Annotated in this window: 12 protein-coding genes; 9 read left to right on the forward strand and 3 right to left on the reverse strand. The window is 35.3% G+C overall.

Annotated features, from left to right (window positions below):
- Positions 1-45 precede the first annotated feature (45 nt).
- From Q5Y73_RS21540 to Q5Y73_RS21555, 4 genes are all read left to right on the forward strand, one after another.
- Complete coding sequence (locus tag Q5Y73_RS21540; RefSeq protein ID WP_305993990.1) at positions 46-1,470, forward strand: spore germination protein; 1,425 nt, start codon at positions 46-48, stop codon at positions 1,468-1,470.
- A 34-nt stretch (positions 1,471-1,504) separates the two neighbouring features.
- On the forward strand, positions 1,505-2,638 hold the full coding sequence (locus Q5Y73_RS21545) for a Ger(x)C family spore germination protein (protein WP_305993991.1): 1,134 nt from the start codon (positions 1,505-1,507) through the stop codon (positions 2,636-2,638).
- A gap of 495 nt (positions 2,639-3,133) precedes the next feature.
- Positions 3,134-4,789 carry a M4 family metallopeptidase gene (locus Q5Y73_RS21550; protein WP_305993992.1) on the forward strand — a complete coding sequence of 552 codons (1,656 nt, stop codon included), beginning with the start codon at positions 3,134-3,136 and terminating at the stop codon, positions 4,787-4,789.
- A gap of 281 nt (positions 4,790-5,070) precedes the next feature.
- Positions 5,071-5,715 carry a TVP38/TMEM64 family protein gene (locus Q5Y73_RS21555; RefSeq protein WP_305993993.1) on the forward strand — a complete coding sequence of 215 codons (645 nt, stop codon included), beginning with the start codon at positions 5,071-5,073 and terminating at the stop codon, positions 5,713-5,715.
- Positions 5,716-5,827: 112 nt separating this feature from the next.
- Here Q5Y73_RS21555 and ilvD read toward each other — a convergent pair whose 3' ends face one another.
- Positions 5,828-7,513: a dihydroxy-acid dehydratase gene (gene ilvD, locus Q5Y73_RS21560; protein WP_305993994.1), complete on the reverse strand. Its 1,686-nt coding sequence runs from the start codon at positions 7,511-7,513 to the stop codon at positions 5,828-5,830.
- A 160-nt stretch (positions 7,514-7,673) separates the two neighbouring features.
- Here ilvD and Q5Y73_RS21565 point away from each other — a divergent pair, with 160 nt between their 5' ends.
- Both Q5Y73_RS21565 and Q5Y73_RS21570 read left to right on the forward strand, forming a co-directional pair.
- Entirely contained in the window at positions 7,674-8,648 is a 975-nt protein-coding gene (locus tag Q5Y73_RS21565) for a M23 family metallopeptidase (protein ID WP_305993995.1), read from the forward strand.
- Between the two features lie 14 nt (positions 8,649-8,662).
- Positions 8,663-9,148 carry a bactofilin family protein gene (locus tag Q5Y73_RS21570; RefSeq protein WP_305993996.1) on the forward strand — a complete coding sequence of 162 codons (486 nt, stop codon included), beginning with the start codon at positions 8,663-8,665 and terminating at the stop codon, positions 9,146-9,148.
- Positions 9,149-9,341: 193 nt separating this feature from the next.
- On the opposite strand, the gene Q5Y73_RS21575 is transcribed toward Q5Y73_RS21570, so the two are convergent.
- Positions 9,342-9,482 carry a hypothetical protein gene (locus Q5Y73_RS21575; RefSeq protein WP_305993997.1) on the reverse strand — a complete coding sequence of 47 codons (141 nt, stop codon included), beginning with the start codon at positions 9,480-9,482 and terminating at the stop codon, positions 9,342-9,344.
- A 311-nt stretch (positions 9,483-9,793) separates the two neighbouring features.
- Here Q5Y73_RS21575 and Q5Y73_RS21580 point away from each other — a divergent pair, with 311 nt between their 5' ends.
- From Q5Y73_RS21580 to Q5Y73_RS21590, 3 genes are all read left to right on the forward strand, one after another.
- Positions 9,794-10,120: a hypothetical protein gene (locus tag Q5Y73_RS21580; protein WP_305993998.1), complete on the forward strand. Its 327-nt coding sequence runs from the start codon at positions 9,794-9,796 to the stop codon at positions 10,118-10,120.
- Positions 10,121-10,291: 171 nt separating this feature from the next.
- Complete coding sequence (locus Q5Y73_RS21585; protein ID WP_305993999.1) at positions 10,292-10,603, forward strand: hypothetical protein; 312 nt, start codon at positions 10,292-10,294, stop codon at positions 10,601-10,603.
- Between the two features lie 131 nt (positions 10,604-10,734).
- Positions 10,735-11,757 (forward strand): polysaccharide deacetylase family protein, encoded by a 1,023-nt coding sequence (locus Q5Y73_RS21590; RefSeq protein WP_305994000.1) that lies wholly within the window; start codon positions 10,735-10,737, stop codon positions 11,755-11,757.
- 75 nt (positions 11,758-11,832) lie between these two features.
- Here the strand turns inward: Q5Y73_RS21590 and Q5Y73_RS21595 are convergent, their stop codons facing one another.
- Positions 11,833-13,611, reverse strand: a complete 1,779-nt coding sequence (locus Q5Y73_RS21595) for an acyl-CoA dehydrogenase FadE (RefSeq protein ID WP_305994001.1) — start codon at positions 13,609-13,611, stop codon at positions 11,833-11,835.
- Positions 13,612-13,691 lie beyond the last annotated feature (80 nt).

A 13,691-nucleotide genomic window follows, 5' to 3' on the forward strand; every position in this document is an offset into this window, starting at 1 on the left:
ATACTTCAATATAAAATAAAACTTAAATTAAGGGAAACTACAGCTATGGTCATACCAAAAAAAACTAGTCAAAATCATTTTAAAGAACAAACGATAAAAGATACATTCCAATCCTGTTTTGATGTTAAACATCAAACTTTTCATTTTCAATCCAGTTCAAAAGATTATCTTGTCATGTTTACATACTGTGAAGGGCTTTATGATTACGATAAACTCAATAAAGTCATCATTCCTGAGCTTCGTCATTTTTTTGAATCAATGGAAAAGGAAAAATTAACAGATGATTTGATTATAAATGATTTAAAAATCGCCACATTACAGAAGGTTGAAACTAAAGAAAAAATGATTTCTAAAGTTTTAATTGGTGAAGTATTGATTTACTTTCAAGAACAAAAAACCATTTTCTCTATTGATACTTGCAATTTTCCTAAACGTGATCCACAGGATTCCACTACCGATGTACCTATTAAAGGATCAAGAGATGGATTTATTGAAGATTTAACCACCAACATTGCGTTGATCCGCAAAAGATTACCTTCAACCTCCCTGCATTATGATCAATACTCTTTTGGAGAAAAAACGAACACAAAAGTAGGATTGCTCTATATTGATGATAAAATTGATCCACACGTACTGAAGAAATTAAAAAACAAACTATCAAAAATTAAAACAGAGGCCATCTATAGTACTAAACAAGTAAAGGAGTTAGTTGGAGATATTAAATCCCCTTTATTTCCGATATTCAGCTATTCGGGCAGACCTGATTTTACAGTTCATTCTCTGATGAATGGTCGTTTTGTGCTTATCGTAGACGGATTACCATCAGTCATCATAGGACCTGCTGATTTCATGTTTTTGCTGGATAGCGGTGAGGATAAAGAAATGATTACTATTTTTGGTTTATTTGAGAGAGCTATGAGAATCATCGGATTTTTGATGGCAACTTTTCTCCCTGGTTTCTGGGTTGCATTAGTGTCCTTTCATCATGCCCAAATTCCCTTTGCACTGCTTGCCACCATTGTCGAATCAAGGCGCGGGGTTCCTTTCCCTTCAGCTTTAGAGGTATTCATTATGCTGATGTTATTTGAAATTTTTAGGGAAGCTGGCATGAGACTCCCCGTTGGAATAGGTCAGACTTTAAGTGTTGTAGGAGGACTGATTATTGGAGATGCTGCTATTGCTGCGGGAATTACCAATGCTACAACAATGGTCATTATTGCTGTTGCTGTTGTTTCAACCTATACCTTAGTTAATCAATCTTTAGTAGGGGCAATTAGTGTAATTCGGTATTTTATTCTTTTTGTATCTTCCATTTTGGGGATATGGGGATTCTTTTTATCCTCTTTTACGATCCTACTTTATTTAGCCAATTTAAGACCCTTTGGTGTCAATTATCTTACAATGACATCAAAGAGCCCTCGTGAATTTATGAAAACATACTTTAGAATTCCTTGGAGAAACAACTCATAATTCTCTGCTGATTTCGAAACATAGGATGAGGTAAATGCTGAAAAAACTACTTTTAATTTTATCTATTTTCATATTGCTTACAGGATGCTGGAATTCTGATGAGGTTGATCGCATGTTGTATGCACATGCTTTAGGGGTTGATTTTAAAGATAATCTCTTTGAGATTCATGTGCAATTTGTTATTTTTGGAGGTCGTGGAGGCCAAGGACGAGAAGCAGGCGGATCACTTACACCAACAGTTGAAAAAGGAACTGGAAAAACCATTGAGGAAGCACTATTTGATTTATATAAAGCTGTACCAGAAAAAGTATTTTGGGGACATTTATCTGCTATCGTTTTTTCCGATAATATGATGAAAGAAAGAGGAAAGTTGAATGACGTAATAGAAAAATTTATCCGATTCCCTGAAACTAGATATACCATTTGGATGTACAGCAGCAGCACGGAGGCTTTGGACGAAATATTAAAAGTAGGTTCGTTTAAAGATATGAATTTATCTCCTATTTTTGGAAGATTAGGTGATCCCAAAAATAATTATGAGCAAAGCTCTTTGATTAAACCTGTAAATTTTAATGACTTATTAATTGAATTAGACGAACCTAGCTATACGTCAATCATCCCATATATTCAACTTAAATCTGAGGGTAAAGAAGAACATATCAGGTTTAATAGTGTGAGTGTCCTATATACACGCAATGAATTTAAAGGAATCTTAAAAGAAACTGAAATTGATGGGTTCCGATGGATGCATTCAGATATTATCAATAATAATCTCTTAGTTGAAGATCAGAATAATAACCTGTTGGCATCGATTATCATTGATAAATTAAAAGTGAAAATCATTCCTGAAATAAACCATGGAGTTGTAACGTATCAAATTAAATTAAAAGCAAAAGCATACGTAAGTGAATTATTTGCAGATGTTACTCAAGAAAAGCTGACTCAATTAGCAAAGAAAAAAATTAAAGCTCAAATTTTAACAACTTACAAACTAGGATTAGACTTAAATGCAGATGTATATAGATTAACAGAAACTTTATATCGAAAAGATCCAAAAAAATGGAAAGAGCTCACATCCAATAACAAACTGCCTTTAACAGAATCATCAGTTGAAACAGAAATAAACTTATTAATAAAGAGTTCATCTAATTTGGAGTTAACCCCATGATAACTCTCTTACTAGGGTTCATTTTACAGAAAGAGAATTTCTGATAGAATGAGGAGATTTATTTTCTATTGTTCTAAGGTACTTTTTTGTCTACTTTTGTCTGTTAATCTAGAATTGTTGTAATTTTACCCATGTTATAATAATATTGACAGATTTGTGACATTCAACTATAATTTGAGATGAGTAATCTGTTAATACATACCAGTTAATAATTATTCCCTTACATATTACTTTTACCGCATCTGTTATGGATTTATCTACTATTAAATACTCCACTTTTTACTAGTAATCACATCTACTAGATTAGTTATTCCACTCCATGCTTTAAAAATCCATTACCTGTGTTTATTAATCTATTAAACTATCAATGTATTTATATGCAGTCTATTTGTGATAAAAGTAATGTGAATTGTTAAACGGTTAATAAAAAAAGTGAGGTGAAATTCGTCCAATAGCAGATACTCAACTCTATTATATTAAAGAGGAGAGATTAAGATGAAAAAAAGATTTCTTGTTGTTTTATCCTTGTGTTTAGTATTGGCTATGCTCATTCCTCAAGCTAGTGCACAATCAGAGATTACTGAAAAAATCAATAAAAGCGAAAAAACTTCCACCCCTGAATTTATTTCTGGTAAATTGACTGAAAAATCTAACAAGAAACCAAAAGAAATCCTTTTTCAATATTTAAATGATAAAAAGGATGTTTTCAAATTTGCTGAAGCAGCTGAAAGTGATTTTGTTGTACTAGATGAGTTTGTAGATGATTTAGGCTTCACTCATTTAAGATTACAACAAGAATATAAAGGAACTCCTGTTTACGGAGCTACCTTTACAGCACATGTCGATAGTTCAGGAGTGTTGACAGCGTTTTCAGGAACTGTTGCTCCAGAATTAGATAAAAAATTAAAGGGCGAAAAGAAAGTAAAGAAAAAAGATGCACTTTCTATCGCTGAAGAAGACCTCATTTCTTCCCTTACCGATGCTCCAGCTTATGTCATAGAACCATCTGCAGAGAATGTGATTTATGTAAAAGATAATGAATCACATTACGCTCTTCTCGTTACTTTTAAATACTTATATCCAGAAGTAGCAGACTGGAATTATTTTATTGACGCAGTCACAGGAGACATTTTACACAAATTTGATTCCTCTTTTAAAGTTGACTCAACTGGCACAGGAACAGGCGTTTTAGGAGATGAAAAAATATTAAATACAGACCAACAAGGAAACACCTTTTTCTTACAGGATAATACTAGAGGAGACGGCATTTTTACTTATGATGGTGAAAATGTAAGTCAAAACATTCTAAATAGACCACTTCGAGTCATTATGCGATATCTTCCAGGTACGTTATGGAGTGATGCAGACAATGTATTGAATGATTCCTATGATGCAGCAGCAGTGGATGCCCATTATTATGCAGGTCTAGTATATGATTATTATTTAGAAACATTTAACCGTGATAGCTTTGATAATCAAGGGGCAGCCATTAAATCTACCGTTCATTTTGGACAAAATTATCAAAATGCAGGTTGGTTAGGTGAACCTCTAAATCAAATGATGTATGGTGACGGGGATGGAGTTGAATGGCTGGACTTTTCAGGATCATTTGATGTTATTGCTCACGAAATTACACACGCGGTCACAGACAAAACAGCCAACTTGATTTATCAAGATGAATCAGGTGCCATGAATGAAGCCATGTCAGATATATTTGGTGTATTAGCAGAGTACTGGGCAGGTTTAGACCCAGATTGGTTAATGGGTGAAGATATTTATACACCTGGCATTTCGGGTGATGCACTAAGATCTTTATCTGATCCAACTGCATTAGGTCAACCTGATCACTATTCTGACTATCTAAACACAACTGCAGACCACGGCGGTGTCCATACTAATAGTGGTATTATTAATAAAGCAGCCTATCTATTGAGTGAAGGTGGAAATCATTCGGGAGTATCCGTCAATGGAGTTGGTAAGGATAAAATGGGAGACATCTTCTATCGTTCTCTTACCCAATACTTAACTGAAAATGCAACCTTCAGTCAATTGCGTTCTGCTGCTATACAATCTGCAACTGATTTATATGGATCAAACAGCTCTGAGGTAACCTCAGTACAGCAAGCGTTCGATGCAGTAGGTATCAATTAATATGAAATAACCTTTCAGGTTAATATTATTTTATTTTCACCAAGCTCCCCTTATTGATTGTTTCATTTTCGATAAGGGGAGTTTCCATGCCTTCAACTTTTTTGTGGATTAACTTATAATATATATTAGTTATAATGTAAACATTATTTATTATTGTGTCTATACGCTGTCAACTCCCTCTTCTCTAAGAGGGAGTTGACAGCATGTAGAATGTGATAAAAGGACAAGCTATATTGTAATGGAATTATTTAATTCATTGTTTTCTAAACAATCAAGAAGAGGTGCGTAGTATTAGTTTCTTAGATATGTTATCCAATATTTCAGAAGAGGATATCCGTTTATTTATTGAAAAATATAGAGGTTTTGGACCACTGCCAGGGATTCTACTTCCTTTGTTGGAGTCATTCTTGCCAATTTTGCCTATATTCTTTATCGTTCTGGTGAATGCTCAAGTTTATGGACTTGGTTTAGGTTTTTTATTTTCCTGGTTAGGCATTACAATTGGAAGCTATAGTATATTTCTCATTGCCAGAACCTTAGGCAAAAAGCTCAATGTTTATTTACAAAAAAAATATTCAACAAAGCATAAACCTAAGTTTCTAATAAAACATAAACATAGAATTCAAAAAGCAAGTCAAATCTTTCATTGGATTGAAAAGAGAGGGTTTAGTGTTATATTTATTTTAGCCTGCTTGCCTTTCGCACCTACATTTTTAGTTAATGTGGTTGCTGGTTTATCTGAAGTGTCTAAGCGTACATTTTTTATTGCCACCTGCTTAGGGAAAGCTTTTATGAGCTTTTTAGTATCTTTAGTTGGATATGATATATTGTCTGTTGCGGAAAATCCATGGAAATTAATTTTGACAACCTCATTATTGTTTATTATATGGATTGTTGGTAAAAGGTTAGAAATGAGGTTTGCATAATACCAGCAAAAAAGAAAAACTGCACCTCCAATTATTAGATGTTATCTAAATAATTGGGGTACAGCTTACTATACGAAAATCCCACTAAAAGTCAGATTCTATTCTCTTCATTTTAATCCGTTACAGCGCCCTTAGAAGCAGAAGAAACTAATCTTGCATATTTGTTTAACACACCTCTAGAATATCTTAAAGGACGTTCTGTCCATTGCTGTTTACGTTTCTGCAATTCTTCCGCAGAAACATCAACTTTGATTTCCTGTGTTTCACTATCGATTGTAACCATGTCACCTTCTTCTAGAAGTCCTATTGGACCTCCTACTTGTGCTTCAGGCGCAACATGGCCTACAACAAATCCATGTGTTCCTCCTGAGAATCTGCCATCCGTCATTAGTGCAACATCTCCACCCAATCCTTTACCGATTACGATGGCTGTTACAGATAACATTTCAGGCATTCCTGGTCCACCTTTTGGTCCACAATATCGAATGACAATTACGTCCCCTTTATTGATCTTATCCGCTAACAATGCTTCAGTAGCCGCTTCCTCAGAATCAAATACACGAGCAGGTCCTGTAATCTTTTTCATCTTCACGCCTGACATTTTGGCAACTGCACCTTCTGGTGCCAGGTTTCCTCTTAATACAACAAGTGGGCCTTGCGGTTTTAAAGGATTATCAAAAGGACGAATCACATCTTGCCCTTCTTTTAATCCTGGAAGCTCTGCTAAATTTTCTGCAAGTGTTTTTCCTGTAACCGTCAAACAGTCTCCATGAAGTAATCCTTGTTCAAGAAGCAACTTCATTACTGCAGGCACACCACCTACATCTGATAAGTCTTGCATAACATAACGACCGCTAGGTTTTAAATCCGCTAAATGAGGTACACGTTCACGAATACGTTCAAAATCTTCTAGTTGAAGATCTACATTCACTGAATGTGCGATCGCTAGTAAATGTAAGAATGCATTTGTAGAACCACCTAAAGCCATCACAACAGTGATTGCATTTTCAAAAGCTTTTTTCGTCATGATGTCTCTTGGATAAATGTCTTTTCTTAATAATTCAACAACTGCTTGTCCTGCTCTATTGCAATCATCTTCTTTTAATGCAGCAATTGCTGGGTTAGAAGAACTGCTTGGCAAGCTCATCCCCATTGCTTCAATAGCAGAAGCCATTGTATTTGCAGTGTACATTCCACCACATGAGCCTTGACCAGGACATGCATGGCATTCGATATCTTTTAAACCTTGTGCATCAATATCCCCTTTATTGTACTGTCCAACTGCCTCAAAAGCAGAAACAATATCTAAATCTTTACCTTCCCATTTCCCTGGCTGAATCGTTCCTCCATAAACAAATACAGCTGGAAGATTCATGCGTCCGATTGCAATCATACAACCTGGCATATTTTTATCACAGCCACCAATCGCAACCACACCATCTAAACGTTCTGCACCCATTACAGTTTCTATAGAATCAGCGATGACTTCACGGCTCGGTAAGGAATAGAACATCCCTTCATGACCCATAGCAATCCCATCTGATACGGTTATAGTATTAAAAATCAATGGAGCGCCTCCACCTATTGAAACCCCTTCTTTAGCTTGAATCGCAAGTTTATCAATGTGAATATTACACGGTGTAACCTCACTCCAAGTACTTGCCACCCCTACCATTGGTTTCTTGAAATCCTCGTCTGTAAACCCTACTGCTCTTAACATCGCACGATTTGGTGCTTTATTCGCACCCTCACTGATGACTTTACTGCGAATTCTTAAATCTTTTTCATTCCCTGCCATATGTAAAATTTCCTTTCTTCTGTTTTATTTATACCCCTAATCGTAATCTACAACAAAAGCTTTAGTCAAGTAAAAGATTCATGTATTTTATTCGTATATCCCGTCCGTTAAGAACATATATTTAACTTACGAGAATATTCTAAACTTAAGAGGGGTTCCAATGAAAAAAAACAAGTTCACCTTTATGTTTATCCCGAATGCAGAACAATCTATAAGGAGAATCAGATTTCCTCCTTATCTAATGGCTGTAATTCCTATAGTGATCGTTCTTATTATTCTCATCATTTCCTACTGGCAATATAACCTTCATCAGCAATCTTCTGTGGAAATCAATGTGCTTTCTGAACAAATTGAAACCAACAAGGACTCATTTCAAGATTCTCTTATCGAAAAAGACCAAACGATTGAACATTTACAAGACGATATACTAGAGCTTACATCAGAAGTAGATGAAATCAAACAACAAATTGATGAATTAAGAGAATTGGAAAAAGACCTTTTGAATTTAGCAGAAGAAGGTTCATTCTCCATTAAAGATCTGTCCATAGATGAAATTGGACATCTTAATACAGGAGTTGGAGGGAGAGAGATTCCTTTATCAGAGTATTTAGAAACCTTAATTTCTGAATCTGATGAATATGTAAATGGTCTTAAAAATGAAGTGAATATTTTATCCAGCAACCTTGAGGAAATCAAAAAAACAATGCAAGAAAAAGTGGATTTAATGAAAGTCACACCCTCCATATGGCCAACAGATACGGCTAAAGTCACTTCTTGGTATGGGATAAGGAAGGATCCGTATACCAATGTAGATAGTTTCCATAGCGGTATAGACATTGATGGAAATTATCAAGATCCAATTTATGCAACAGCTGACGGAACGGTGGAAGAAATAGGGTTCGATAATCAACTAGGTATTTATGTGCTTATTACACATACAAATGAATTAAAAACGTTATACATGCATTTGGATCAAACCTTAGTGCAAGAGGAGGAGTCAATTACAAAAGGACAAAAAATTGCGTTGATGGGATCATCTGGTCGAAGTACAGGGACTCATTTACATTATGAAGTTTTATCGCGAGGATATCCTGTTAATCCCAGTCCTTATTTAAACGGTGAAGCATTAGATTAAAGGAGGAAAAAACAATGTTCAAAAAGTCAGAACTAGACCCTAACTCCATTGATACTGTCATTGGAAAAGAAACAACATTTGAAGGGGAGTTAAAAACACAAGCCAGTTTGAGAATAGAAGGGCAAGTTTCTGGAGACATTCATTGCACTGGTGATCTTACCATCGGTGTAGATGCCATTGTACAATCTAATATAAAAGCAAAAAATGTCATCACCTCTGGCATTATTCGCGGAACAGTTCACACAAATGGATTATTATCCATTTCTAAAACAGGCAAAGTTTATGGAGATATATCTGTTGGCTCAATTAAAGTCGAGGAGGGTGGCGTATTCTCTGGTGAAAGCAAGATGGAAGAAACTAAAAATATAACTGCTATCCCTACAGAAAATATGTCAGAAAAACAAAAAGAAGTAAAAACAATTATGCACAAAATTAAACAAGAAAAAGCGAAGGCTCAAGCTGTTAAACATGAACAACAAGTTATACAAATGGACAGATAAACTTTGCGATTTATTCTACCCCAAAAGCAAAATGCTTAATACGTTTACAGACCATACAATTAGGAAATTCTGTGCGAATAACGCTAACTTTACGTTAGATGTTATTCGCACATTTTTTCTTTCATCCTAAAACTTGGTGTCCACTCACTGTTATTCAGTGTTTCATCCACACATCACAATGTATGCAGAAAAATCAATAAAGGTACCTATTATCTTTAAAAGCAGATTCGTTCGAAATGATGCTCATGTCCCACATCTTCACATCCGCTTCTATATGAATCGGGGATCCATCACCTATTACGATTTTTATCGTAACCCCATCTTCTTCCTTCACAAGAAAAACATCTTTTTCATATTCAAAAATTTGTAATCCTTCCATATGAGTTGTTTATGACGTAAGTAAAAATTTACAAAAGCTGATGTGGATCGGTAGGAAATAACTCAAAATAGACTGATATCCAAGCACATGAACACAGCTGTGCATACAATATCAAGAAATATCCTATTTATAGGTTGTATAACAAAAACTCCTGTAGGAGTCTCTCGAAGGATACAGCCGAATACTTTTAGCTGTAGTTTTTGTTGAAACATTGAATTTATAAAAATTATAAGTTCAGATGTTATAACGAAAGGAGGAACAATATCATGAAACAGATCTATCCTGTTAATGAAGCAACTTGCTCACCTCTTGTAGGTCAACATGTGTGTGCAGTATTATGGGATGGCACTACAGTGCATGGTTATCTAAATGAAGTTTCTGGTGGCAATTTATATTTTGACACTGGTTATGCAGGACCTTCTAGCATTTCTTCTAAAAATCCCAAAAAAGCAAAAAAACAGCTTATGGAAGCAAAGGATAAAGCATCTGTCTCCTTTTTCCCATTCTTGGGGGCTAGATTTGCATTAGGTTTTGCAGCGGTAGCAACATTGTTTTTATTGCCATTTGCTTTTGCACCATTTTTCTTTATTTGATAAATACCTGATAAGGACATTCGATATCAACTCGAATGTCCTTATTTTTTTCAAGATCAAAGAATTTAGCTTTCACACATTATTCCGTGACATAAACGGTTGAACATACGAATACTATTTAAAAATATACAGTCAAGATAAACAATCTATTAATCTGTAGGAGGAATGTTCATGGGTGCAGTAAAAAATTTAAAATGGGTAACAGGTGGATTGGAAGCTCTACTTGGCATCCCTATACTAGGTGGTACAATCGTACTCAGTTTGGCGTGGTCACCTTTAATAATAATGCTAATTTTACACATCATCACACTTGCGATTTGTTCAAAGCATGGTGCTTCTAAAGCTCCTAGCATTGTAGGTATAATCACTTCATGTATAGCATGGATCCCAGTGGTAGGAATGATTATGCATCTAATCACAGCCGTATTATTAATGGTAAGTGCTCATAAAACTTCATCTCATACAAATGTATCTCATACATAATAAAGTTCATCATAGGAATGACAAAAAGATGACAAAACAAGCCCCATTTTGTCATCTTTTTGTTACCCTTTATTTCAAATTCCTCTCTATCATATGTATTAGATAGATTATGAGAAAGGAGCAGCTTGCTCATGTATAAACAACAAGAATCCCAAACTAGAAACAGACAAGAGCAAAAGAAGAATCAGAAGCAAGAAAAAAAGGCATTTCATTTTAAAAGAGGAGCATTCATACTTTTCACGATCATCTTCATGTTTATAAATTTACAGCAATCTACTTTTGGAGAAACAGAAGAAAGTCCATATATAAAAAGCAATCATATGGGGATAAAAGAAAATCTAATCAAAACAGAAGATATGAAAACACTCCATTCTTTTAAACCAACTAAACAAAGACAGCTGAAAAATCGAATAAATGATACAAAACAAACCGAATCGTTTACTCAAAATGAACCTGTTATTGACTCTGAACAACCTGAACCTTCTGAGGATCCAACTGTAACAATTGAGGAACATACGGTTGACAACCATCAACAAGAACCTACAAATACTGAGGAAGATAACAAAATAGTATATTTAACCTTTGATGATGGTCCAAGATTGATTTCAGAAGATATTTTATTGTTATTAAGAGAATATAATGCTCAAGCGACTTTCTTCATGGTAGAGCCCAATATGAAGAAATATGCTGATAGTGTGCAGCAAATGGTAGAGGATGGACATGCAGTTGGACTACATGGTGTGACCCATGATAAAAATTCATTCTATGCTTCTAAGAATGCAGTCATAAATGAAATGAATCTAGCACAGCAAACACTCGAGGAAATTACAGGTGTTACATCTCATTTAATCAGAACTCCTTATGGGAGCAAACCCTATATGACCGATGAATATATGCATGGAGTAGAAGAAAATGGATATCTACTTTGGGACTGGAATATTGATAGTTTAGATTGGAAATTTCGTGATGAACAATATGTAAATCATGTTATTGATCAACTAAAGCAGAAAGAAGCATCACAGCAACCTATTGTGATATTATTACATGAGATTCCTGAGACCTTGCAGTACTTACCACTTTTACTAGATTACCTTGTGGAAAATGGGTACGAATTTCGAGGGCTGAATGAAGGATTAGATCCGATTCAATTTTAGTATTCGGTCCTCTTAAGCAGAAGAACCTCCTAATCACTATAGCAGTGATTGTAGAGGTTCTTTTCCTAGTTATCCTTAGACCACATATTTTCCTTGTTCTATTATTTTTTCAGCAATTTGGCGTTTAATCGGAAGCAGATTTTTGGGATGGAATCGAACCAACTTTTTTAACATAGCCAGCTTCATCTTCAACTGATCCCCATCCTCCATAATGACAAGTGCTTCCTTCGCCATAGATTCTATTTTTGAAAAACTTTCTTGTGTGAAAGCGGATGTCATATTCCATTTTTGTTTAGCTCTAACGATGCCTTCTTTGTCCACCGCTTTATTCGTTCTTAAAATGACCGATTCCATAGAAAATACTTGCATGGATACATTAGCTATGATTTCTAAAATCTCTTGCTGCTCTTCTATTTGCTGCTTGTATTTTTCTATAGCTATACCGACAATCATTAAAAAAATTCTTTTTGCGGAGCTAAGCATTGCTTTTTCTTGTAAAAATGGAACCCCCATGTCCCATGTAGAAGGGATATAAGTAATTAACTCTTGTTCCAATTTTTTTGCTGATTCAAAGAGGGAAAGGTCTCCTTTTGTTGCTCGACGAAACAATAAACCTGGAATCAACAACCGATTTATTTCATTGGTCCCCTCAAAGATGCGATTGATTCTCGAATCACGATAAATCCTTTCAATTTTATATTCTTGGGTAAATCCGTATCCACCATGAATTTGTAGACCTTCATCCGCTACAAAATCCAAACATTCCGTTGCAAACACTTTGTTCATAGAACATTCTATAGCATACTCTGCAATCCCTTCTATCGTTTGTTCATGGTTTGCAACATTCGGATCTACTGTTTTTTTGAATGTATCCATTAAACCTGCTGTACGATAAACGATACTTTCAGCCGCGTAAGTAAAAATAGCCATGTCAGCTAGTTTTTTTTGAATTAATGGGAACTCCGCAATGGTTTGATTAAACTGTTTTCTCCTACAAGCGTATCCAACAGCAAGCTCAACCGCCCATTTACTTGAACCAACACATCCTGCAGCTAATGAATGACGACCTAAATTTAAAATATTAAAAGCAATTACATGTCCTTTTCCTACTTCACCCAATACATTTTCCACAGGTACCTTAACATCCTCTAAAATGAGCTGTCTAGTGGAAGACCCTTTAATCCCCATTTTTTTCTCTTCAGCCCCTGTAGATACACCTTGAAACTTTTTTTCCACAATAAATGCTGAAAAATGCTTGCTATCTACTTTAGCATATACGATAAATACGTCTGCAAAAGCTGCATTTGTAATGAATTGTTTGGTTCCATTTAAAAGATAATGTGCACCATCCTCACTTAAAACAGCCGTCGTTTTTGCACTCAAAGCATCAGAACCAGAAGAAGGCTCAGTTAAACAATAGGCAAATACTTGATCACCACGCACTGAATGAGGGAGATACTTTTGCTGCTGCTGTTTTGTCCCAAACAAAACAATCGGTAAAGTCCCAATTCCTATATGTGCACTTAATGTTAGTGAGTACGAGCTGCTTCGCACCATTTTTTCATATATTAATGTTGAGCTGACCCTGTCTAAATTTGTCCCTCCATACGCTTCAGGCACCGCCGCCCCTAACAAACCTACTTCTCCTGCTTTTTTAATGAGCTTTAGCAGCAAAGTGAAATCCTGTCTTTCTAATACTTCATCATATGGATCAATTTCTTGATCAATAAAGTCCTCTGTTAAATTCGCGATCATAAGATGTTCCTCATTAAAATCCTCTGGTGTAAATATAGTAGAAGCGTCCACTTCAGCTACCAAAAAGCTGCCACCCTTCATCAGGTTATTCGCTTTCATTTTATTCCGCCCGTCAAAACTCTTCAGTTATTTTTGGCATTGAGCCATTGCATTTTAGTTTAATCATAAGTTTGACAACA

This window comes from Chengkuizengella axinellae, assembly GCF_030730905.1.
GTDB lineage: Bacteria > Bacillota > Bacilli > Paenibacillales > KCTC-33759 > Chengkuizengella > Chengkuizengella axinellae.